Source organism: Listeria sp. SHR_NRA_18 (genome assembly GCF_003856515.1).
GTDB lineage: Bacteria > Bacillota > Bacilli > Lactobacillales > Listeriaceae > Listeria_A > Listeria_A newyorkensis.
Genome location: NZ_QPKR01000008.1, coordinates 109,486 through 133,564, shown reverse-complemented (window position 1 = coordinate 133,564; position 24,079 = coordinate 109,486). Strand labels below are relative to the sequence as shown.

Genomic DNA, 24,079 nt, shown 5'->3' with positions numbered 1-24,079 from the left:
AAGCCTACAATTTAATTTGTCGCTCCAGGTCTCTTAGTTTAGATTTTAGACTGCCGTCATAGATACGGTTTCCAATAACTACCCGCACGCCTCCAAGAAGGGACGGATCGATATGATTATGAATATTTAACTCGTTTTTAGCCATTTTTGCTGCAAACGCTTTGGATAATTCTGCTTCTTCTGCTTCAGAAAGCGGGATTACGGAATATACATCGGCGTCAGCAATGCCACGAGCGTCTTTTACTTTTTGTAGATAGCGATCAATGATAGTTACTAGATAATCCTCGCGTCCACGGTCGATTAGCAGAAAAATGAAATCTTGTAATACTGGCGTTAAACCACTAAAAACAGTTGCAATCATATTTTTCTTAGCATCATCTGTGAGCGTTGGATTTTCGATTAGTGTGGCGAAATCGGTATTTTGTTCTATCGATTCCTTCACAACCGCGAGCTCCGTATCGAACTGGTCGATCAATTGCTCGTCTTTGGCAACTTCAAAAAGTGCTACGGCGTAACGATTCGCAACTTCGAAATCTTTGCTCATTTGTCATCGCCTAACTTTCCGATATACTCTTGTACAAGTGCTGTTTGCGCTTCTTCGTCCAAGTTTTTCTCAATAACTTTGGATGCGATTAGCACAGACAAGGAGCCGACTTGTTCACGAAGCGCTTTGATAGCATCTTCTTTTTCGCGAGTAATGTCGCTTTTGGCTTCTTCTTTAATGCGTTCACTTTCAGCGCGCGCAACTTTGATGATTTCTTCGCGTTCTTTTTCACCAAGTTGTTTAGCGTTCTCAATCATTGTTTGAGATTCTAAACGAGCTTGTTGAAGAACTTCTTTTTGTTCGGCTAACAGGGCTTCTGCTTGTACACGACTTTCTTCTGCAGAGTCGATTTCCGATGCGATGTGCTCTTCGCGGGCCTTCATGATATTCATCAAAGGTTTCCAAGCATAAATACGGATTAGGACTAACAAAATACAGAATGCTACGACGGTAAAAATAGAATCACCAGCTGTAAAAACGGCTGAACCTAGTGCAATATTAAATCCTAGCACGTTCGATTCACTCCTTTCCATACATTCGCTTTTTATCGTTTCATGTTTTTTGACACATAAAGGAATGGCGAGTTGGCCCCGCCACGTTTTCTAATTACTTATTCATTACCATGAACGCGATAACAACAGCGATGATTGGAAGGGCCTCAACCAAACCAACACCAATGAACATGATTGTTTGTAGCATAGAACGTGCTTCTGGTTGACGAGCAACACCTTCAACTGTTTTTGATACGATAAGTCCGTTACCAATACCTGCTCCTAAAGCTCCTAAACCTACGGCGATAGCCGCTGCAATTGCACCTAATGACATAATAAATATCCTCCTCGAATTATCTTCTAAATTATTTTTGTTTATAAAAAGATTATGAGTTTTGCCTCATAGCTCTGACTTAACTTAGGTGTGGCGAGTGTTGCTTAGTGTTCGTCACTTACTTTGTGCGACATGTAAACCATGGTCAGCACGGTGAATAGGTAGGCTTGGATAGCACCGATAAATACGGAGAACCCTTGCCAAACCACAGCTGGAATGATTGCAAATACGCCAACTACTGGGTTAATATGTGCTAATTGTATTGCGATAATACTTAGCAATACTTCCCCTGCAAAAATGTTACCGTATAGACGCAAACCGAGTGTCAATGTGTTGGCGAATTCTTCCACTAGCTTCAATGGGAATAAAAATTTCATTGGGCTAAAGTAAGTTCCAACAACGTAATGTTTGACTCCTCTAAGTTTGATTCCATAATAATGAGTCAACCCGATAATGAGTACGGCCAAGGTTAGTGTTACAATCGGATCGGCAGTAGGTGAACGCCACCATACTTCGCCACCAACAGCTATCTGCATTGGCAATCCTAACATATTAGCTACGAAGATAAAGAATATCAGCGTAATTCCTAATACGTGGAATCTCCCGCCAGTTTTCCAGTCCATATTACTGTTGATAATGCCTTTAACAAAGTCCATTACCCATTCAATAAAGTTCTGTTTTCCTGTGGGACGCATTTGTAGCTTTCTCGTACAAAAGATTGCAATAAACAGTACGATAACACATGTGACTGTGATCATCAGGACATTAGACAAGTTAAATGCTAATTTCCCTAAGTACCATATTGGAAATTCCTCTTCCAATTTGGTTCACCCCTCTCTCTTTTTAAGCGTTTTTCTTCCGGTAGATGGAATAGATAACAAAATCCAAGAAAACCACGGAATAAACAATGCCCAAACCAATCACCATACTATAAACGTGAAAGAAATCCGGTACTTGTGTCGCAATGATTGTTGCAAGTAGAACGCTTCCCATTCTTGCTGTTGTGCCCATGCCATAAAAGGTTCGCTTCTCGGCAATCGCTTTCGTCATGGCCTGTGTACGTCTCATCAACAGCCAGTAGTTAAACCAACCTACAATAATCCCCAGTTTTAGCCCCAAAAAAATATGTACATGTGGGGTTAGTAACCATCCAGCTACACATATACCAACAAAAGCAATGATGTATTTCTGATGACGATGATACATTCCTATTAGTGATTCTAACATTCCGGCAGATGTCCTTTCTTAATGTTATTGGTATTTCTTGCTCCCCGTCTGTAAAATGTGACTCGGATTTTAAGACAGAAGTAAGCTTGGAGTTTGTGATTTCTTACACATTACCCGTTTGCTAACAAAAAATTAAACACAGCTGTAAGCCTTATCAGTGCGTTAGTTTTTAGCATACAATAGGCAAAAGTAAAAAGTCAATATCTTTTCACAAATTCCGTACCTACTTGATAACAATTCTACCACAATAACACTGCTTCAAGGAAATAATGCGAATTGATTTTTAACATTTTTTTGAAAAATCATATAGGTTGCTCTGATTTCGCTAGTACAGGCATTATTTGGATTTGATTTCAGAGTAGTTTATCGCACGCTACACCTCCATATTCCTTAGAAAGCTTAGATGTTGTTTAGACTTTCACATAAATTGTACAAAAAAAGCTCTCACCTGACTTGGCAAAAGACTTTCGGCAAGATACGTGTTTGCGAAAGCTCCTTCCAGTGAAAAAAATAGCTAGACACGTATGACTTGAATATGAAGTTATAATTACCCAGCACACTTGGGTCAATTCTGTCCACGCCCTTATTTTCGGACGTCGGCGGGATTGAGACAGTGCTGACTTGCAGCAATTATCCCTTACGCATTTCATGAACAGCTAAATCTCATGCTCTTTTGTAATAACATTGTTCATCTTAACACAATCCACTGTAAAGCTCTAGCGAAAACTTGCCTCGTAATATATCTGTAATAATGATGCGCTTCCATTGGGATTTCTTGTTTTTTCATAGGTTTTTAGGCGTAATAAAACGGATTATTCATAGAAAATAAAAAGACCATCTTTCGCGTAAAATTTTGAAACGAAAGATGATCGGATTCTTTTTTATACGGTGTAGTCTGATGGGCGTTCAGTTGTTTTTTGGAAATGGAACTTGATGGCTTCTAAAATTCGTGCGGATGCTTCGCCGTCTCCGTATGGATTGCTTGCATTCGCCATTTTAAGATAGGCATCTTTATTGTCCAGTAAATCGAACGCTTCTTTTTTCAGGTCTTCTTTGGCCGTGCCGATAAGTTTCAGCGTTCCTGCTTCCACGCCTTCTGGACGCTCAGTTGTATCGCGTAGCACTAAAACGGGAACTCCCATTCCAGGCGCTTCTTCTTGTACGCCACCTGAATCGGTAAAGACAAGATACGATTTTTTCAAGAAATTGTGGAAATCGATTGCGTCTAGTGGCTCGATGAGATGGATGCGTGGATGCCCACCAAGAATTGCCGTTGCTTTTTCACGAACGGCAGGGTTCATATGCATTGGGTACACGATTTCAACGTCTTCGCGCGACTCGGCAATTTCACGAACGGCTTCAAAAATACCTTGCATCGGTGCCCCTAGATTTTCACGACGATGTGCCGTCATTAGAATTAAGCGGTTATCGCCTAGCCCATCTAAAATTGGATGATGGTAGTCTTCTTGAACTGTTGTTTTCAGTGCATCGATCGCGGTATTACCTGTGACAAAAATAGTATCAGGATTCTTACCTTCATCTAGCAGGTTTTGCTTCGATTGTGACGTCGGCGAGAAATGTAAATCCGCCATAACGCCTGTCAATTGACGGTTCATCTCTTCTGGAAATGGTGAGTATTTATTCCATGTCCGCAAGCCTGCCTCTACGTGTCCAATAGCTGTTTGGTTGTAGAAAGCTGCCAGTGCCGCCGCAAAACTTGTTGTCGTGTCGCCGTGAACTAGGACGATATCTGGTTTTTCTTCGGCGATTACTTCATTCAAACCTTGCATCGCGCGTGTTGTAATGTCGGTTAACGTTTGTTGTTTTTGCATGATGTTTAAATCTACGTCGGGTTGCACGTTGAAAATATCCAACACTTGGTCTAACATTTCGCGATGTTGCGCGGTGATGACTACGCGGGACTCGAAAAACTCTTTTTGTTTCTCAAATTCTAAAACTAGTGGTGCCATTTTTATTGCTTCTGGTCGTGTTCCGAAAACACTCATTACTTTAATTTTACTCATCGTTCCCCAACCCTTTCTGAAAAAACGAGGAAACCTCTGCTTCCCCGTTCTTGAATCTCTATTATTTTGTACCAAACAAGCGGTCACCAGCGTCGCCTAAGCCTGGAATAATGTAGCCGTGTTCGTCGAGTTTTTCATCTAAGCCGGCAACGAAAATATCCACGTCTGGATGTGCCTCTTGTAATGCTTTAATTCCCTCTGGAGCGGCAACTAAACACATGAATTTCATGTTTTTCGCGCCACGTTTCTTCAAGCAGTCGATGGCCATGATTGCGGAACCACCAGTTGCAAGCATTGGATCAACTACGATGAATAGACGCTCTTCCACGTCAGATGGTAGTTTCACGAAATACTCGACTGGTTCTAATGTGTCATGATCGCGGTATAGCCCAACATGCCCCACTTTTGCAGCGGGAATTAGTGTTAGAATTCCGTCTGCCATGCCAAGACCTGCGCGCAAAATTGGAACCACGCCTAATTTCTTACCTGCGATTGTTTTTGCGGGTGTTCTTTGTAGCGGTGTTTCAACAAATGTGTCTTCTAGCTCGACGTCGCGTGTAATTTCATACGCCATTAATGTCGCGACTTCGTTTACTAGTTCACGGAATGCTTTCGTTCCTGTGTCTTTGTCGCGGATAATTGTTAATTTATGCTGAACTAATGGGTGATCTATTACGTGTACTTTTGCCATTGTATTCGCTCCTTTAAGGTAAATTTCCTTCTCTTATTGTATCAGAGAATCGCGCTTGTGCAAGTATTAAATCGTTTCGTAAAAAATGCTACAAAAAAAGCCCTACTAAATTGCTAGCAAGGCTTTCTCTGTTTATAGTGATGGATATAATGGATATTCCGCTGTGATTTCAGCTACTTCTTGTTTCACTTCTGCAAGAACAGCCTCGTCTTCTAAGTTATGCAACACTTTTGCAATCAGTTTTCCGACTCTAGCAATAGCTTCTTCATCGAAACCACGCGTTGTTACTGCTGCAACACCAACACGAATACCGCTCGTTACAAAAGGACTTTCTGTTTCGAATGGAATGGTGTTTTTGTTTACAGTAAGGCCGACATCGTCAAGCACTGCTTCTGCTGCTTTTCCAGTTAAGCCCAGTGGTTTCAAGTCGATTAGTAGCAAGTGATTGTCGGAACCGCCAGTTAAGACTGTTACGTCGTTTTCTTGCAATGTTTTCGCCAATTGTTTGGAATTTTTTAAGATATTTTCGCTGTATGTTGTGAATTCGGGTTGTAATGCTTCGCCAAATGCAACTGCTTTTGCCGCGATAACGTGCATTAATGGACCGCCTTGAATTCCTGGAAAAATGGCTTTGTTTAGTTTCGCTTCCCATTCAGCTTTTGCTAAAATCATACCGCCACGTGGACCGCGCAAGGTTTTATGCGTTGTCGTCGTTACGAAGTCTGCATATGGAACCGGGTTTTGATGATGACCTGTTGCAACAAGACCGGCGATATGGGCCATGTCAACCATTAAGTATGCGCCAACTTCATCCGCGATTTCACGGAATTTAGCGAAATCAATGGCACGTGGATAAGCACTTGCTCCCGCCACGATCATTTTTGGCTTATGTTCTAGGGCAATTTCACGAACTTTGTCATAATCAATTTGTTTCGTCTCTTCATCCACACCGTAAGCCACGAATTTATACAATTCACCACTAAAATTAGCTGGGCTGCCGTGTGTTAAATGCCCACCATGAGATAAATTCATTCCAAGAACGACGTCTCCTGGTTTCAGCGTAGCGTGATAAACCGCCATGTTTGCTTGTGCACCAGAGTGAGGTTGAACATTAGCATATTCGGCGCCAAATAATTGTTTCGCGCGATCACGGGCTAAGTTTTCTACAATATCAACATATTCACAACCGCCGTAATAGCGTTTGCCAGGGTAACCTTCTGCGTATTTGTTCGTTAAAACAGATCCCATCGCTTCCATAACTTGTTCGGTTACGAAATTCTCCGATGCGATTAACTCGATATTACTGCGTTGTCTGCCTAACTCTAACTCAATTGCATCAAAAACTGCCTTGTCGTGCTTTTGTAGATAAACCATGTGTGGATCCCCATCCTTTTCTCAAATGATTAGTAAAGCTTCGTACATGGTTTAATAATCTCTCATTCCAGCTTAAATTGCAAGTATTTTCGCGCAAGATTAGCTTAATTCTAAATAGTGAGGTAATTCACAAGAACGAAAAGCGGAGTCAGCCCGTTAGCCTCGACAGAAATTGTTAGGGGGCGAGGAACGAATGTTCACTGCCTTCACACTCATATTGAGGTTTTAACTTCCTAACAACCACAGCAATTTCCGAAAGGCTGGCTAATAGGACTAGACGAAAGACGGAATCAGCTATTTTTCGGCGTATCCCGTCCCAATGCTAGACTTATTCCTCTGCTTTTAGATTTCGCATTGTGGTCAACAAACTATCATGAATATACGTTAATTCCTCGCTTGGCTCAAAATCCCAACTTTCATCAGAATCCTCGCTTGCTTCCCATGAAACTTCCTGCTCTTGATGCTCATAAATCCACCAAACATTTCCCCATTTATCTTGTATTCGAGACAATGTATCGCCATAAAAATCAGTCGGGTTTGTTACAATTTTCGCACCTAAATGCTGTGCTTCTCTTAGTGTTTCTTCCATGTTTTCCACATATACACGAAGCAAACTTGGAGTGTATGGCCAATCTGCTTTTCTATCCGCAACCATTACAATAGAGTCACCAATGATCACCTCAGAATGTAGTATCAGACCATCTGTATCCACCGTCCTAGCGTCAACTAGCTCTTTGGCATGGAATACCTTTCTTAAAAATTGGAGCACATTTTCGGCATCTTTCGTGATGATAAATGAATTCACCGTTTGATAACCTTCTGGTGCTTTAGGAACGTTTGGCTTTGTCATACTATTTCCCTCCTCCGATTATTTCACAAAAATCGTCGCGCAATCATCTCTTCCAACTCTGCAAACGTATATTCGTAATCCGCCTTACTCCCACCGTACGGATCGGCCACATCAAAATCGTATGGGGAAATCAGCTCTGTTTTTTTGTTTGGGAACTTATCCACAAGGGTGCGCCGATGTTGTTCTGTCATCACAAAAATTTTGTCGGCTTCTTCTACTAAGTCAGGGGTTAGCAATTTTGCAAGATGATAGGTCGGTAAGCCATGTTCTTGCAATATTTCTTTTGATTGTATCGACATTGGTGCGCCGGTCTGTGCTGCAAGTCCGGCAGAGCGGATTTCCCATTCTGGCTTGAACCACTGTAACATTTTTTCGGCCATTGGGCTTCGGCATGTATTTCCAGTGCACACAAATAAGATATTCATTCTAACGTTCCTCGCTTTGCTTAATATAATGTCCGCCTGCTGCCTTATCAAGACGATTCATTACCGCTTCTCCAATACCCGTTTTTGCAAAAGGCTCGGCGTAAATTAGCGTCACAGGTGTGTGGTCAAAATGGCGTAATCGGTCGTATAGGCGGTAGGCGACTTCTTCCGGATAAGCCTTACTGCCAAGCCCCACCATATAATCTGACTTTCGCAACTGCGCCTCTAGCTCATCTGAAACGAGCACACCGACGATTTCTCCGCGTTTTTCGGCCAAGTCAATCTGTTTTTGGAAAAATGCTGCATCGCCCTCAATAATGGCCACAGGGGCTTTCGGGGCATAGTGCGTGTATTTCATTCCGGGCGCTTTCGGGGCTTCTTGTTGCGCGACTTCTTTCGCTTCTGAAATAACAGGACCAATCACCGCTTCTATTTCCTCTTGTGAAACGCCGCCTGGTCGCAAAATGGCTGGGATTTCAAGCGTGCAGTCAATCACCGTGGATTCCAGACCGACGCCAGTTTTCCCACCGAAAACAATACCCGCAATTCGTCCCGATAAATCTTCCTCGACGTGTTCCCCAGATGTTGGGCTCGGTTTTCCCGATTGATTCGCACTTGGAGCTGCCACAGGAATGCCCGCTACCGCTAAAAGACCAAGTGCAACAGGATGTTCCGGCATGCGTACACCCACACTATCGAGGCCTGCCGTCACATTGGTAGCTAATCGACCAGGCTGTAATGGCAAGATAATCGTTAACGGTCCCGGCCAAAATTCCCGCATCAGTTTTTTGGCGTTGCTCGGAACTTTCTGGACGAATTCATGAATTTGAGACTGATCCGCGATGTGGACGATGAGCGGGTTATCAGATGGCCTGCCTTTTGCTTCGTATATTTTAGCGACGGCTTGCTCGTTTGTAGCGTCCGCACCGATACCGTATACCGTTTCGGTTGGGAAAGCCACAGTTTCTCCCGCTTGCAAAAGTTTCGCGGCTTCGAGGTACGTCTGAATTTCATTTTCCTTTGTGATATGCCAAATCTTTGTTTCCATTAGGAATTGCTCCTTTACATTGCTTTAATCTTATTTTAACGGTTCTGACGCTTTTTTTACAGTGTGAGATCGATTTATTTGAAAAATGGCTTTCATCCACGAAGTTATCCCCAAACTGTGGATAATAACTTTGTCAATGTGGATAACTAATTGTGAACCTGTGGATAATGTGAATAAGTGTGTTGATAACTGGGTTTTAATTATTAAGATTTGATTAAAAATATTTTTTTGCACAAAGTTTTATCCCCAATGCTGTGGATAAATAATGCGAATAAAAAAGCACTTCTTCATTAGAAATGCTTCTATATCAATTAGTTATGGCAAATTACCATTCGATCTTTCCCGTTGATGTCTTGCTTGATGATGACATTTGCCTGTGGAAAACTTTTTTTGAAAAACTTTTTTACTGCGGAACCCTGTGTATAACCTATTTCCATCCCAATCCAAAACAAGTTATCCACAATATCTGGTAAATCCTGAATCAACCGTTCGTAAATGGCTAAACCGTCATTTGGCGCGAATAGGGCTAGTTCTGGTTCGTGATCTAAGACGTAATTCGACATTTCCACGCGCTCACTATCCGCAATATACGGCGGGTTTGCCAGAATCATATCGAATTTTTCGCCATTTTGTTGGAAATAGTCTACGAGATCGCTGTGGATAAATCGGACATCTTTTTTTAGGCGGGTCTTATTTTGTTCTGCGACTTCGAGGGCTTCGGCGGAAATATCGGAACCGGTCACCGAACACTCGGGAAATGTTGCTTTTAGTGTGATGGGGATAATTCCGCTACCTGTGCAAACATCCAAAATACGCTGGATTCGCGCTGGATTTTTTTCGATAAATTTTTCGGCGGCGTACACGAGTTCTTCGGTTTCTGGACGAGGAATTAGGACACTCGGTGTGACATAGAAATCGCGACCATAAAAAGGAGCCACTTCTAAAATATACTGAACTGGCTCTCCGTTTATATAACGTGCGAAATCGTTGTCAAACTGGGCTTTTTCGCTCGGATTTAGCTCGCGGTTCGTTGACATCCATAGCTCGGATCGTGTCAGGTCAAGCCGCGTTTCGATGATAATTTCTGCGATGTTGAGGTCTAAATCGCGAGCGCTTAATTCGGCTTTTGCTTGGTGCAAGATTTCGGCAATTGTCATCTTACATACCGTCGCTTAGGTGGTCGAGTCGGCTCGTTTGATCTTCCATAATAAGCGCGTCGATCACTTCATCCAGCTTGCCTTCCATAATTTGATCGAGCTTTTGAATCGTCAAACCAATGCGGTGGTCTGTCACACGGTTTTGTGGATAATTATACGTCCGAATCCGCTCAGAACGGTCACCGGTACCAACTGCCGATTTCCGATGTGTATCGTATTCCTCACGTGCTTCACGCTCAAATTTATCAAAAATCCGAGCACGCAAAATTTTCATCGCCTTTTCTTTATTCTTAATTTGGGAACGTTCATCCTGCATCGAAACAACAATCCCCGTCGGAATATGCGTCAAACGTACGGCTGACATCGTCGTATTGACACTCTGTCCGCCCGCACCACTCGAAGCGAACGTATCCGTCCGAATTTCGTTATCTTTAATGTCGATTTCCACATCTTCTGCTTCTGGCAAAATCGCAACGGTCGCCGTCGATGTATGGATTCGACCGCCTGATTCGGTTTCTGGAACACGTTGTACACGATGCGCGCCATTTTCGTATTTCAGACGTGAGTAAGCGCCAGCGCCGTTAATCAATACGATGATCTCTTTATAACCACCAATTCCCGTCGCGTTCGCTTCCATAACTTCGGCTTTCCAACCGCGAGATTCGGCGTAACGTGAGTACATCCGGAATAAGTCGCCAGCAAATAGAGCGGCTTCATCGCCACCCGCAGCTCCGCGAATCTCCATAATAACGTTTTTGTCGTCATTCGGGTCTTTTGGAACGAGCAATAATTTCAGTTTTTCTTCCAGTTCGGCTTTTTTTTGCGTTAATTCATTAAATTCTTCTTTCACCATTTCTTTCATGTCATCGTCGAGCTTCTCGTTCATCATTTCGCGCGTTTCCGCAAGTCCCGCGGTCACTTCTTTGTATTCGCGATATGTCTCGACTGTTTCGGTGATGCCAGATTGCTCTTTGGAATAGTCGCGGAGCTTTTTCGCGTCACTGACCACGTTCGGGTCGCTCAGCAATTCGTTCAATTCATCATAGCGATCTTCCACCGCTTGTAAACGATCATACATTTAGGTTCACCTCATTTTTTAGTTGTTAAAATGTTAAATTGATGGGTTGGCGTGACATTTTCGGCATACTGGATAGTAACGATCATTGCCGCCAATCATGATTTGGTCGCCTTTATACATTGGTTTCCCCTCTTCATCCACACGTAAAACCATCGTTGCTTTTTTCGTGCAAAACCAACAAACCGTCTTCATTTCCTCGATTTTGTCTGCGTAAAGCAATAAATACTTGGAACCTTCGAAAAGTTCATTTTGAAAATCGTTTTTTAGGCCGTAAGCAATGACGGGGATGTTGAGTCCGTCTGCAATTTGCGCTAGTTGCAGGATATGTTTTTTCTCCAAAAATTGCGATTCATCGAGTAGTACGCAATACGGTTTTGGCTCGATTTTTGCGACTTCTTCATACAGATTCGTCGCTGAAAATACTGGTGTTGCCTCGCGTTTTAAGCCAATCCGACTCGAAATGATGCCGACTTGATCGCGATCATCGATACCTGACGTAAAAATCATGACCGGCTTATTTTGTTCCTCGTAATTATGTGCCACTTTTAAAATTTCAATTGTTTTACCGCTGTTCATTGAACCATATCTAAAGAAAAGCTGTGCCATTCACTCAAAACCTCGCATTCCCATGTTAAAAACTCTTTTTCATTCTATCATAGCGCGTAATTTGGGACAACAGGTATTGTTTTGGAGAATGTGTAAAAGTAGCAACAGCCTCATTCTGAAGGTAACTTTCTATGCAAGATTCTTAAATGCGCATGGCAAAAAAACTACAAGTAAAGCGTAAAAACGATACTTTACTTGTAGTTTATTCATGAAAATATCGTCGAGCCATTTCCCTCTACAGTTAATGAAAGGACCGTCGCCGTTTGATCGAATTCCTTCATAACACGTATCAGATTCTCGCTTTCCGTTTTTGGAGCGAAGATTAGAATCGTTGGACCCGCGCCACTCAAACACGCAGCGTAGGCACCGTTCGCTTTCGTCAATTCACGCAAAGGCTTCAGATGAGGCACAAGTTTGGCACGATATTTCTCATGCCATAAATCGCGTTCCATCATCTCACCTGCGAGTTTCAAATCATTTTGCAAAAGCGCCGCGATCATCACATTGGCAATACTGCTAGCTTTGACCGCCTCTTTGTACGGAAGCTGATCCGGCAAAACACCGCGACTCTCACTCGTTAGGAGTACTTCTTGCGGAATAAACGCGAGCAGCGCGCAGTCTGGGAAAAGATGCCTCACGTAGAAATCTTCACCATCCAATTTTGCACCAACGACAAAATTACCGAGCACGGCTGGGGCAACGTTATCCGGATGGCCTTCGATTTCCGCGGCAATCTCGACTTTGCGTTCTGGCGTCAACTCCAAATTCGCGAGTATATTCGCAAGCTCAATGCCTGCCACAACGGCCGCCGAACTACTTCCAAGTCCGCGCGCCGCTGGGATATCGCAGAGCATTTTCAAATTGTGTGGTTCGAGATTTGGCGCGATGCTAAGCGCGGTTTCGACGATGACGTTTGACGCGTCCATCGGGATTCCGTCGCCTAAATCATGCGCGATATGCCACTCTTTTGCTGGCTCCAAAACTTCTAGCGTCAAATAAAGCGATAACGCAAGACCACACGAATCAAAGCCTGGTCCAAGATTCGCTGTTGTAGCCGGAACTTGGATTCTAATCATTTCGTCACGCCTCCGCGCAAGTAATCACGCATTGCGTCCACGCCTTCCACATGCGAAATTGGAACTTCATGCACGCTCATCGCCGTATCCGGGTCTTTCAAGCCGTTTCCAGTGAACACACACACGACCGTTTCGCCTTGTTTGATCGCGCCACTTTTCACGTGTTGAATTACGCCAGCAAGCGATGCCGCCGAGCCTGGCTCAATAAACACACCATCTTGCGCTGCGACTTTTTTGTAAGCATTCACAATCTCGTCGTCCGTCACCGAATGGATATAACCCTTAGACTCATCACGCGCAGCCTCAGCCAAGCCCCAACTTGCAGGGTTACCAATCCGAATCGCCGTCGCAATCGTCTCAGGATTCTTGATTGGCGCACCTTGAACGATCGCCGCCGCACCCTCCGCTTCAAAACCATGCATCCGCGGTAAACCAACGCCAAAATGACCGTCCCATTCTTTGAAACCTTTCCAATACGCCGAAATGTTCCCCGCGTTCCCAACCGGAATCGCAAGCACGTCTGGCGCTTTCCCACCTAGTTGTTCGCAAACCTCGAACGCCGCCGTCTTCTGGCCTTCCAAACGATACGGATTCACCGAGTTAACAAGCGCAACGGCTTCCGTTTCCGCAAGCTCACGAACCGCGTCCAAAGCTTCATCAAAGTTCCCTTGAATCGCGATAATATCCGCGCCATACATCACGGCCTGCGCCAATTTACCAAGCGCCACTTTGCCATCTGGAATCACGACATACGCCTTCATCCCCGCGCGAGTCGCGTACGCAGCCGCTGCCGCCGACGTATTCCCAGTAGAAGCACAAATGACCGCCGTCGCGCCCTCTTCCTTCGCTTTTGCAACAGCCATCACCATTCCGCGATCCTTAAACGACCCCGTCGGATTCAAGCCTTCATATTTCCCATATAACGTCACGCCAAGTTCCTTCGACAAATTCGGTAACGGAATAAGCGGTGTATTCCCTTCCGCCAAGCCAATCATCGGTGTTTTGTCCGTAATCGGTAAATAATCCTTATATCGTTTCAATAATCCTTCATACATGCTTTATCCCTCCACAACTTGATATTTCGCTTCGACTTGCATTTGCGGTTCCAGTTTCACTTTTTCGATCGCTTGTTCCAGTTGTGCCTTGCTCGTCACATGCGTCACCACAACAACCGTCGCCGTAAACTCATCCAGCGGTTCCTGCAAAATTTTATCAAAACCAACGCCCGCTTCCGCAAAAATCTGCGTTAATTTCAGGAACGTTCCCGTTTTATCATCCATGACAATCCGCAAATAATATTTCGAGAAAATTTCTTCCGGTACCGTCTGCTTCGTATCATGTTTATAACTATTAAATACATTGCCGTTAATGCCTAACTTGCTGTTTTTGGCAACCGTAATAATATCGCTGACAACACTCGTCGCCGTAGGTAATTCACCAGCACCAGGCCCGTAATACATCGTCTCTCCAGCCGCAGCACCCGTTACAAACACCGCATTATTCTCGTTGTTCACGCCCGCCATCGGATGGTATTTCGGCAAGAGCACTGGCCCAACGCTAACCGCGACCGAACCGTTCTTCTCTTCCGCCGTACCGACCAATTTAATCACGTATTTCAACTGCTCCGCAACTTCCATATCCCGCGGCGCAATCCCACGAATACCAACCGTATCCACGTCCGCCAAGTCCACATTCATGCCAAATGACAATCGCGTCAAAATAACCATTTTGCGAGCCGCGTCGATTCCGTCCACATCGTTCGTTGGATCAGATTCCGCAAAACCTAAGTCCTGCGCCTCTTTCAAAACATCCTCATAACTTCGCTTCTCCGTCTTCATTTTCGTCAACATGAAGTTCGTCGTACCGTTCACGATTCCCATAACTTTCTGAATTTTATCAGCCGCGAGCCCGTTCACAATCGTGCGCAAAATCGGAATTCCACCAGCAACGCTCGCTTCGTAAAATAAATCACATTGGTTCGCCTGCGCAACAGCAATCAGTTCGTCCCCGTGCAACGCGATTAAATCCTTGTTCGCCGTCACAACATGTTTCCCAGCATTAAGCGCCTGTAAGACATACTCACGCGCCGGTTCAATGCTTCCCATAACTTCCACAACCACCGAAATGGCTGGATCATTTAAAATGTCAGAAGGTTCCGTGGTCAAGCTAAATCCCTTCGTCTCGTAACGACGATTTTTCTCTAGGTCGCGCACGAGCACCGTTTTGACGCTCACTTGGTAGCCAGTCATTTGACTAATTTTCTCTGCATGCTCTTCTAAAATATGAATGACACCACTCCCAACTGTTCCAAATCCTAAAATCCCAACTTCTAATTTCGCTTCCACTTGTCAACCTCCTCAGTTATAAAACCATGTAATTATGCTTATTATACGCAATTTCTTATCATAAAGCAAAGGATTATTTGACATATCAGAATATTCATTTAGGACAATGTTCACAAGACTATCACATCTAGGGAGGGAAACGTAAAAAAGGCTGCATCTCTTTCTTGTTTAAATTAGAGACTTGACAGTTAGAATTCTATCTATTATAATCACTTTATTAAGTTAGAATTCTAACTATAAGGAGTCGAATTAAAATGAGCAATCAACCACTAAACACCCCGTATTCCGATTTATTCCGAGGCGTTGGGATGAAAATCAAGATGACCGCCGATGCCAGACTTCGCGAATTAGACCTCAACGGCCAGCAAGGACGCATGATTGGCTATATTTTTGAGAACCAGGACCGCGGCGTTATTCAAAAAGATCTCGCCACCCAATTCAATCGTAAAGGCGCCAGCATCACGAGCATGCTACAAGGCCTCGAGAAAAAAGGCTACATCAAACGCGTCATCCCAGAAAACAACGAACGCCAAAAAAAAATCTACGTCCTAGATAAAGGCGTGGCATTAATAGAAGAATTCAACACCATTTTTGCCGAAATCGAAGCCAGCATCACGCAAAACCTCACCGCTACCGAAACCGAACAATTAAAATCGCTTTTGGAAAAAGTACAAGATAGCCTATAAGGAAGAAGGAAAGAACATGACCAAGAAATTTTCAGATCAATATTATTTAGAAACCGCACCCGTGAAAAAAGCCATCGCCCATTTATCGATTCCCATGATGATCGGGATGTCAGTCGGCACTATTTATAACGTCATCAACGCCTATTTCATCGGATTGCTACACGATACTAGCATGCTCTCCGCGATCACCCTCGGCTTACCAATTTTCACCGTTCTCATGGCTTTCGGTAACGTGTTCGGCGTCGGAGGTGGCACATTTATCACCCGCCTCAATGGCCAAAAAGACACCGAAAAAGGCAAGCGCATCGCCGGCTACACATTCTACGCCAGCATTATTGCCGGACTTTTGCTCGCACTCCTTGCTTTCTTTTTAATCAATCCTATTACCCAACTACTCGGTGCTGATGCAGCAACCTTTGATTACGCCAAAACTTATGCGCTAACCTTATTCGCAGGCGGTTTCATCGTCATACTGAACTTCGCTTTGGAACAATTAGTCCGGTCGGGCGGCGCTTCCAAAGAATCCATGTACGGCATTTTCATCAGCACCGGCCTCAGCCTCATTCTCGATCCTATTTTGATTCTAGGCCTAGGCTGGCACGTTGCCGGAGCTGCACTTGCCATGATTTTATCCCAACTCGGTTCCGCCATTTACTACCTCTACTTCCTAGAAAAACGCAGCGAACATTTACAAGGCTTCCTGAAACACTTCAAAATCTCCATCAAAGACCAACTCGAAATTTATAAAATTGGCGTCTCCGAACTATTACAATCAGCCTTTTTAATCGTAACAACCTTACTACTCAACAATTTTGCGATCCAATATGGCGATAATGTTATCGCTGGATTCGGAATTGCACTACGCATCGTTCAAATCCCAGAATTTTTAGCTATGGGACTGTTCTTTGGTCTCATTCCATTCTTCGCCTTTAATTTTACTAGTAAGAATATTCCGAGATTTAAAGCTGGTATGAAACAAGCGTCCCTTTATATCGGCATCATTTCCGTTACATTCGTCGGCTTCGTTTACCTATTTAGGGCGCCAATTATCCACCTATTCTCTAACGACCCGAGCGTTCTAAGCGTTGGCACCTACATTCTCGTGGCTATGCTTGTATCAGCAATATTCAACGGCTTTACTGGCTTATTCATCAGTCTTTTCCAAGCAACCGGACAAGGTACAGCGACGATGGTTATGTCCATCACACAAGGCGTCCTTTACATCCCAATGATTCTGATTCTACACGCAACACTTGGCCTCCACGGCGTCATTTGGTCCATGACAATCACCGAAATCATAACCGCCGTGATGGGGCTTATCTTCTTCATTGCCTTCCAGAAAAAATTAAAAACACCCGCTGTGACCGGAGTCAAAATAAGTACAGCTTCCTAAAAAAAAGCGCCGTTCCCAGCTCGGAATGGCGCTTTTAAAGTATCTAATTAACGCATCGTCACAAATTCCTCAGAACCCGTCGGATGAATCGCAACCGTGTTATCAAAATCAGCTTTCGTCGCGCCCATTTTCATCGCAACCGCAAAGCCTTGAATCATTTCATCAACACCCGTTCCGATGCCGTGCAAGCCGACCACTTTCTCATTATCACCAGCACAAACCAACTTCATTCGGCAAGGCTCGCGGTGCTCTGTAATCGCCGTGTACATCGAGGTAAACGAGGACGTATACACTTTCACTTGCGTCTCCCCATATTTCTCTATCGCTTCCGGTTCCGTCAAACCAACCGTCCCAATCGCCGGATGACTAAAAACAACCGTCGGAATCAGATTATAATCCAGATGCTCATCCAATTTCCCATTAAACAACCGCTCAGACAAGCGACGCCCAGCCGCAATCGCAACCGGTGTCAGCTCGATATGCCCCGTAATATCCCCGACCGCATAGATTCCTGGAACCGCCGTATTTTGGAATTTATCCACTTTAATGTAGCCTTTTTTATCCAGCTCCACAGCCGTTGCCGCCAAATTCAGCGTCTCGGTCACCGGTGTTCTGCCAATCGCCCAGATCAATTTATCCACCGTCTGCGTCCGGCCATCCTCCAAATGAAGCGTCACCGAGCCGTCCTCATTTTGTGTGACCTCCTTAGGAATCGCCTCCGTATGAAGCGTCGGTCCCTGTTCCTTCATGACCTCCACCAAAGTTTCCACTAATAAGGGGTCAAAATTGCGTAATGGCGCGTGTTTCCGAACAAATAAATGCGTCTCTACACCAAAGCCCTGCAATACGCCCGCAAGTTCCACCGCAATGTAGCCAGCACCAACAACCGCCACGCTTTTAGGCAACTCCGTCCACGCAAAAAAGCCATCCGAGTCCGTCCCCAACTCTGCACCAGGAACATCCGGCCAAGCAGGCTTCCCACCAGTCGCGACCAAAATATGATCCGCCGTATAATGCTTACCGTTCACCTCAATCGTGTGCTCATCCACAAACGACGCGTATCCCTTCAAAATATCGACCTTATTATGATCGAGTCCGCGCTGATACGAACCATGAATCCGCTCAATATACGCTTCCCGATTTTCCACCAACTTCGCAAAATCAAAACGCTCCTGTTTCACATCGAACCCATAATCCGGCGCATATTTGTGCATCGCCTCTGAAATCTGAGCCCCGTACCACATCACTTTTTTAGGAACACAGCCAACATTCACACACGTCCCACCAAGATGTTTCGGCTCCACAAGCGCACATTTCTTCCCATAACTAGCCGCACGATTCACCGAAGAAATCCCGCCACTACCTCCACCAATCGCTATATAATCATAATGTTCCACCATATGAAAACCTCCTCATTTATTTCTCTATCCTCCAATTCTACCCCAAGCAAGATTGAAATGAAAATGTTTGGATTTTGTTGCGCGGTTTTATGTTTTTCTCACTTTGATTGGGGCTTTGTACAAAGAAGAACTAAAAATTCTCCAATGGTCCACTAATTTTTTCTTTTTCTGCGTAAGACGTACATTCTGCTTTACACAAATCGAACGAAAGCGGTTGGAATCAAGTGATTTGGTGAAAAAGGATGGCAAACTCATTTCATTCCTTTGCATACTAAGGTTCTAATTCGCTTCACTTCAAAGAACCACAATAAAGCGGAGCGTACTGGTGTACGTGATGACTGAAAGCAGGGAGAGAGTAGTTTCCTCGACCATGCGAGAAGTTAAGCGAAACGGCTCTTGTGTAGCAGAACCGTAAAGATGTACCGCATCCTTGTTATACATCTCCAGAAGGAACGCCTATTCGCGATGCTCCTAGGCATATTGGGACTGTAACTCATTCCATTTCGAACAGCCCCAACAATGCGAGCGCTTGCCGCCGATTTACCCCGCATAGGCTCAAGGTATCAAATAAAAAAGCCACCCGAGGGTGACTTTTTTATTTGATGCCGTATTTCTTGTTGAAACGGTCGACACGTCCGTCGGCTGTCGCATGTTTTTGTTTACCAGTATAGAATGGGTGAGAATCAGAACTGATCTCGACACGTAGTAATGGATACTCGTTGCCATCTTCCCATTGAATAGTTTCGTTCGAGCCCTTAGTAGAACCAGAAAGAAATTTGAAATCTGTACTAGTATCAAGAAATACCACTTGACGGTATTCCGGGTGAATTCCAGCTTTCATTGTTTTCAACTCCTTCGCCCTGAATCATCTGAAACAGAGTAATTTCTGCACAATTGCACACAGTAAACTCATTATAACAATGCTTTTCTAATTTAGCAAGGCTTATTTTTTAAACATTTCTGTTTGGATAACTTCGAAAAAATCTGCGTTCGTCGGCGTCTTTTTCAAATAGCGAATAAAGCGTTCTGAAATGTCTAGTGCATCGCCTTGAATCGGCATAATTTTACGGATTTTCCAAAGCTGTTCGAGGTTTTCTTTTGGAAGTAGGAGTTCTTCTTTACGCGTTCCTGAGCGGCGAATATCAATGGCTGGGAAGACGCGGCGTTCTGCCATCGCGCGATCGAGATGAAGCTCCATGTTTCCGGTTCCTTTGAATTCTTCGTAGATAACGTCGTCCATCCGCGAACCGGTGTCAACAAGCGCCGTCGCCAAGATTGTTAAACTTCCGCCTTCTTCGATATTTCGAGCAGCCCCGAAAAAGCGCTTCGGTCTGTGGAACGCGGCTGGATCGATACCACCTGACAGCGTTCGACCGCTCGGTGGAATAACGAGATTATAGGCTCTGGCTAAACGCGTAATGCTATCCATCAAAATAATAACGTCACGCTTCTGCTCTACAAGGCGCATTGCCCGTTCTAAGACGAGTTCTGCAACTTTGATGTGATTCTCTGGAACTTCGTCAAACGTCGAGCTAACAACCTCTGCTTTGACGGAGCGTTCAATATCGGTTACTTCTTCTGGACGTTCATCGATTAGTAGTACAATCAATTCTGCATCTGGACTATTTTCTGTGATCGCATTAGCAATTTCTTTTAAAAGAATCGTTTTACCAGCTTTAGGCGGGGCTACAATGAGTCCACGTTGACCAAAACCAATCGGCGCAATCATGTCAATCATACGCGTTGAAATCGGCTCTTGACCAATCTCCATACGTATTTGGCGATCAGGATAAAGCGGCGTTAGGCCGGGAAAATGGACACGATCTTTCGCGACTTCTGGATTTTCACCGTTAACCGCCTCGACGTGAAGCAAGCCAAAATAGCGTTCATTCTCTTTTGGAGGACGGACTTTTCCTGAAACTTTATCACCTGTTCTTAGATCAAAACGTCTGATTTGGGAAGCTGATATGTAGATGTCTTCGGAACTCGCGGAATAGTTGATGGGGCGCAGGAAGCCAAAACCTTCCGAGGCAATAATATCAAGAACGCCTTCCATGAAGAAGAAGCCTTGTTTTTCAGCACTTGCCTTTAGCAGAGCAAAGCTGAGTTCTCGTTTCGTGAGCTTGCTATAATAGGGAATCTTATGTTCCTTTGCAAGCGCATAAATTTCTTTAATTGTCAGTTTTTCCAGATAGGAAATGGATATGTCCGGCATATAATTTGACCACCTTTTGGATTTTTTGTAAAGAGGATTTTAGGAGAGCTGAGGATTAAGAATGTTCTTTTATGACTTACTAACAAAATTTGAATTAAAGAAACTGATGTTTTCACGCATTTCACGATCTCCTGCCGAGCCTCAGCGGAGGTAGAAGTGCTCAGATTCTAGGCAAAGCCGAGCACTGGAGCGGAATGTACTTGGGTACGTGAGCACCAGCGCACAGGCTTTAACGACGAATATGAGTGCTTCTACCTCCGCTGAACGACTAGACGATTTCGGAGGCGTGTGACACCTTACAAATATCAGCGCCAATACCTTCTAATTTTTCAATAATACGGCCATAGCCTCTTTCAATATGTTCGACGCCGTGGATTTCTGTTACACCGTCTGCAGCAAGGCCTGCGATAACAAGCGAGGCACCTGCGCGTAAATCTGACGCGGTAACTGTTGCTCCTCTAAGCTGCGTTGGGCCTGTCACAATGGCTGCGCGACTTTGAAGTTTGAAGCGACCACCCATGCGTTTTAGCTCATCGATATGTTTAAAACGGCTTGGATAGATAGTGTCTGTTACGACGCTACTTCCGTGGGCACCGGCTAATAATGCGGTCATTGGTTGTTGTAAATCGGTTGGGAAACCTGGATAGGCGTAGGTTTTGATATCTACTTTTTTTAGTGAACCACTTTTGCTGATATAGGCAGAATCTTCATCCATTTCGATGGATACGCCAGCTTCGACGAGTTTCGCTTTCACGGCTTCCATGTGGGCTGGAATGATGTTTTCGACCTTGATTCCAGAACCGACTGCGGCTGCTAAAATCATGAAAGTGCCGGCTTCAATGCGGTCAGGAATAATGGTGTGGCGGCATCCGTGAAGTTTTTCAACGCCTTCGATGCGGATGGTGTCTGTGCCTGCGCCTTTTATTTTTGCACCCATGCTTGTAAGGAGGGTTGCGACATCGATAATTTCGGGTTCTTTGGCTGCGTTTTCGATGACAGTTTTACCAGTTGCTTTAACAGCAGCAAGCATGATATTAATCGTTGCACCAACACTCACGACGTCCAGATAAATACGGGCACCTTTTAGTTCGTCGGCACGCAAATAGATAGCGCCTTGCTCATTTGTGACTGTAGCTCCAAGCGCCTCGAAGCCTTTAATGTGTTGGTCGATGGGACGCGGACCTAAATAGCATCCACCTGGAAGTCCGATAACCGCTTTTTTGAAACGGCCTAGCATCGCACCCATGAGATAGTAGGAAGCGCGTAATTTTTTTACATTGCCATTTGGTAGTGGCATATCAATTAAATTAGACGGATCAATCGTTACAGCATCTGTATCCGCATGAATCGTTCCGCCAAGTTCTTCTAAAATGGCATATAATGTGTGTACATCGGATATATCGGGTAAACCTTCAATGGTAACGTCTGAATCGGCCAGAATTGTAGCAGGAATAAGCGCCACAGCACTATTCTTAGCCCCATCCACACGCAACGTCCCTGATAGCTCTTTTCCACCTTGTATTACTAATTTCTCAATCATACCGTTCCTTCTTTCTAATTAAAAAGATTTCACTTGTTGCTAATTATCCCTGATATTGAGGAAATTTGCAAATATTGAAAAGCTAAAGAAGCCCGTTAGCCCCGAAAAAGCTTGGAGCGGCCGCAATGAAAACCCGCTCTTGGTTTTTATGGAGGGCGTGAAAGCTTCGAGGGGCTGGCTTCTGAAGCTAGATCCGGAGGTGCTGGTCATGACGCAGCACATAGATTACATGCTCACTTCGTTCTCATGCATATTGGGGTTCTAATTCAGCTCGACTTCGCTTCTTAACTCCCTCACCCATCCAAATCCACATCATACAAATAATCCAACTGCTTTCGTTGCAGCGTCGCGGGTGCCAAACGCATTCCCATATTCCGCGTCTTACATACAAACGACGCCTCCAACTGCCCAATTTTTCCAATCAATCGTGAGCGCTCTGTAATTTTCTTTGTTCTGCCAACTCTAGCCAGACTGAAATCCTCAAAAGCCTGCTCCACATCATGATTCTTTTTCAAGCAGTTCCGCAAAATAATCGCGTCTTCCATCACCTGACAGCCGCCCTGTCCCAAATTCGGCGTCATCGCATGTGCCGCGTCTCCTATCAAAACCACGCGCCCTTTTGCAAAACTTTTCATCGGTTCCAAATCAAAAATATCTCCGCGTATTATTTTATCTGGATTTGTAGCTTCCAATACTTCGCGAATCGGCTTGTGGTAAGGACCAAAACGTTCTATTAAATGCGATAATTCATATGTTTGATGGGCGATGCTATTCTCGGACGCCCCAACTACCGCAAACCAATATGTTTCCTTGTTTGCCAATGGGACAATTCCAATGCGCCCTTTTGTGCCCCAAGTTTCTGTGAATAACTTAGGATCTGCATCTTTCGGCCAAGTTTCAGCAATGCCACGCCAACACGTGTAACCCGCATAACGGAGCGGTTGTTTGCCAAAAATACAGTTCCTCGCGATAGAATGGATCCCGTCTGCAACGATTGCGTAGTCTCCGCGAACCTCAGAACCGTCCTCCATCTGAGCGACAACTCCCGAATCATCCTGTATCAAATCGTGACATTTGCTACCTAGTTTTAATGTACTTTCTTGAAGAGCACCTAGCAAAATTGTCTGCAAATCGGCTCTATGTATTGCGTAAATCGGGAAGGCATATTTTTCATCGTCTAGCTTTGTAATAGCTTTGCCAACCTCATCCACAATCGCAATTCCTTTGGAGCTAACATTTCCCATCGCCTTTACTCGTTCCGCCAAACCGAGCTGTTCAAGCGCTGCCATCCCGTTCGGTGCAACGGTAATCCCTGCGCCAACCCGCTTAACTTCCTCTGCCTTTTCAAAAATTTCTACGGAAAAACCGGCTTGTTGAAGCGCTATTCCTGTCATCAAACCAGCGATTCCTCCGCCTATAATTAAAAATTTATTTGCCATTTTCTGCGCCTCATTTCTTGTATGCGTTTTCTTTTAATTTTATCAAGCTTTGTGGAGATTGGGTATCGGACTTTTGATTTATGTATTTGGAGAATAGGAGAGGAGTTGATTTTCTGCTATTTATTTGGTTTGGGGT

Annotated in this window: 23 protein-coding genes and 1 pseudogene; 2 read left to right on the top strand and 22 right to left on the bottom strand. The window is 44.4% G+C overall.

Annotation, left to right across the window (positions count from 1 at the left end):
* Positions 1-4: 4 nt before the first annotated feature.
* The 17 genes and pseudogenes from DUK53_RS12660 to DUK53_RS12580 form a co-directional block, all read right to left on the bottom strand.
* Positions 5-544, bottom strand: a complete 540-nt coding sequence (locus DUK53_RS12660; protein WP_036089681.1) for a F0F1 ATP synthase subunit delta — start codon at positions 542-544, stop codon at positions 5-7.
* Positions 541-1,077: a F0F1 ATP synthase subunit B gene (gene atpF, locus DUK53_RS12655; protein WP_052164766.1), complete on the bottom strand. Its 537-nt coding sequence runs from the start codon at positions 1,075-1,077 to the stop codon at positions 541-543. The genes DUK53_RS12660 and atpF overlap by 4 nt, the downstream gene beginning before the upstream one ends.
* A 73-nt stretch (positions 1,078-1,150) precedes the next feature.
* A complete protein-coding gene (gene atpE, locus DUK53_RS12650; protein ID WP_036065649.1) occupies positions 1,151-1,369 on the bottom strand; it encodes a F0F1 ATP synthase subunit C in 219 nt (72 codons plus the stop codon).
* A gap of 104 nt (positions 1,370-1,473) precedes the next feature.
* Positions 1,474-2,190, bottom strand: coding sequence for a F0F1 ATP synthase subunit A (gene atpB / locus DUK53_RS12645; protein WP_036089676.1), 717 nt, complete (start codon positions 2,188-2,190; stop codon positions 1,474-1,476).
* Positions 2,191-2,196: 6 nt separating this feature from the next.
* A pseudogene (locus DUK53_RS12640) lies at positions 2,197-2,596 on the bottom strand (ATP synthase subunit I).
* An 881-nt stretch (positions 2,597-3,477) separates the two neighbouring features.
* Positions 3,478-4,620: a non-hydrolyzing UDP-N-acetylglucosamine 2-epimerase gene (gene wecB / locus DUK53_RS12635; RefSeq protein WP_036089672.1), complete on the bottom strand. Its 1,143-nt coding sequence runs from the start codon at positions 4,618-4,620 to the stop codon at positions 3,478-3,480.
* Between the two features lie 61 nt (positions 4,621-4,681).
* Positions 4,682-5,311: a uracil phosphoribosyltransferase gene (gene upp / locus DUK53_RS12630; protein ID WP_036089667.1), complete on the bottom strand. Its 630-nt coding sequence runs from the start codon at positions 5,309-5,311 to the stop codon at positions 4,682-4,684.
* 132 nt (positions 5,312-5,443) lie between these two features.
* The gene (glyA, locus tag DUK53_RS12625) at positions 5,444-6,685 is read right to left on the bottom strand and encodes a serine hydroxymethyltransferase (protein ID WP_036089663.1); all 1,242 of its coding nucleotides are present in this window, start codon (positions 6,683-6,685) and stop codon (positions 5,444-5,446) included.
* 328 nt (positions 6,686-7,013) lie between these two features.
* Complete coding sequence (locus tag DUK53_RS12620; protein WP_036089661.1) at positions 7,014-7,535, bottom strand: VOC family protein; 522 nt, start codon at positions 7,533-7,535, stop codon at positions 7,014-7,016.
* A gap of 23 nt (positions 7,536-7,558) precedes the next feature.
* Positions 7,559-7,960 (bottom strand): low molecular weight protein arginine phosphatase, encoded by a 402-nt coding sequence (locus tag DUK53_RS12615; RefSeq protein ID WP_036089659.1) that lies wholly within the window; start codon positions 7,958-7,960, stop codon positions 7,559-7,561.
* 1 nt (position 7,961) lies between these two features.
* Positions 7,962-9,008, bottom strand: a complete 1,047-nt coding sequence (locus tag DUK53_RS12610; protein ID WP_036129720.1) for an L-threonylcarbamoyladenylate synthase — start codon at positions 9,006-9,008, stop codon at positions 7,962-7,964.
* Positions 9,009-9,319: 311 nt separating this feature from the next.
* Positions 9,320-10,165 carry a peptide chain release factor N(5)-glutamine methyltransferase gene (gene prmC, locus DUK53_RS12605; RefSeq protein ID WP_036129718.1) on the bottom strand — a complete coding sequence of 282 codons (846 nt, stop codon included), beginning with the start codon at positions 10,163-10,165 and terminating at the stop codon, positions 9,320-9,322.
* Position 10,166: 1 nt separating this feature from the next.
* Positions 10,167-11,243: a peptide chain release factor 1 gene (prfA, locus tag DUK53_RS12600; RefSeq protein ID WP_036089652.1), complete on the bottom strand. Its 1,077-nt coding sequence runs from the start codon at positions 11,241-11,243 to the stop codon at positions 10,167-10,169.
* Between the two features lie 33 nt (positions 11,244-11,276).
* Positions 11,277-11,849, bottom strand: coding sequence for a thymidine kinase (locus DUK53_RS12595; RefSeq protein ID WP_036089648.1), 573 nt, complete (start codon positions 11,847-11,849; stop codon positions 11,277-11,279).
* A gap of 206 nt (positions 11,850-12,055) precedes the next feature.
* Positions 12,056-12,922, bottom strand: a complete 867-nt coding sequence (thrB, locus tag DUK53_RS12590; RefSeq protein ID WP_077917801.1) for a homoserine kinase — start codon at positions 12,920-12,922, stop codon at positions 12,056-12,058.
* Entirely contained in the window at positions 12,922-13,980 is a 1,059-nt protein-coding gene (gene thrC / locus DUK53_RS12585; protein ID WP_036129715.1) for a threonine synthase, read from the bottom strand. Before thrC ends, thrB begins: the two co-directional genes overlap by 1 nt.
* A gap of 3 nt (positions 13,981-13,983) precedes the next feature.
* A complete protein-coding gene (locus tag DUK53_RS12580) occupies positions 13,984-15,270 on the bottom strand; it encodes a homoserine dehydrogenase (protein ID WP_036089635.1) in 1,287 nt (428 codons plus the stop codon).
* A 254-nt stretch (positions 15,271-15,524) separates the two neighbouring features.
* On the opposite strand from DUK53_RS12580, the gene DUK53_RS12575 reads away from it, so the two are divergent.
* Positions 15,525-15,956: a MarR family winged helix-turn-helix transcriptional regulator gene (locus DUK53_RS12575; RefSeq protein ID WP_036129713.1), complete on the top strand. Its 432-nt coding sequence runs from the start codon at positions 15,525-15,527 to the stop codon at positions 15,954-15,956.
* 16 nt (positions 15,957-15,972) lie between these two features.
* Positions 15,973-17,349, top strand: coding sequence for an MATE family efflux transporter (locus tag DUK53_RS12570; RefSeq protein WP_036129710.1), 1,377 nt, complete (start codon positions 15,973-15,975; stop codon positions 17,347-17,349).
* A 47-nt stretch (positions 17,350-17,396) separates the two neighbouring features.
* Here the strand turns inward: DUK53_RS12570 and gorA are convergent, their stop codons facing one another.
* The 5 genes from gorA to DUK53_RS12545 all read right to left on the bottom strand — a co-directional run bounded on the left by gorA (position 17,397) and on the right by DUK53_RS12545 (position 23,943).
* Complete coding sequence (gene gorA / locus DUK53_RS12565) at positions 17,397-18,749, bottom strand: glutathione-disulfide reductase (RefSeq protein ID WP_036129707.1); 1,353 nt, start codon at positions 18,747-18,749, stop codon at positions 17,397-17,399.
* A 595-nt stretch (positions 18,750-19,344) separates the two neighbouring features.
* The gene (locus DUK53_RS12560; RefSeq protein WP_036065627.1) at positions 19,345-19,590 is read right to left on the bottom strand and encodes a type B 50S ribosomal protein L31; all 246 of its coding nucleotides are present in this window, start codon (positions 19,588-19,590) and stop codon (positions 19,345-19,347) included.
* A gap of 102 nt (positions 19,591-19,692) precedes the next feature.
* The gene (rho, locus tag DUK53_RS12555) at positions 19,693-20,964 is read right to left on the bottom strand and encodes a transcription termination factor Rho (RefSeq protein WP_036089624.1); all 1,272 of its coding nucleotides are present in this window, start codon (positions 20,962-20,964) and stop codon (positions 19,693-19,695) included.
* A gap of 268 nt (positions 20,965-21,232) precedes the next feature.
* On the bottom strand, positions 21,233-22,504 hold the full coding sequence (locus tag DUK53_RS12550) for a UDP-N-acetylglucosamine 1-carboxyvinyltransferase (protein ID WP_036089621.1): 1,272 nt from the start codon (positions 22,502-22,504) through the stop codon (positions 21,233-21,235).
* A 293-nt stretch (positions 22,505-22,797) separates the two neighbouring features.
* Positions 22,798-23,943, bottom strand: coding sequence for an FAD-dependent monooxygenase (locus DUK53_RS12545; protein WP_036129704.1), 1,146 nt, complete (start codon positions 23,941-23,943; stop codon positions 22,798-22,800).
* Between the last annotated feature and the right edge of the window lie 136 nt (positions 23,944-24,079).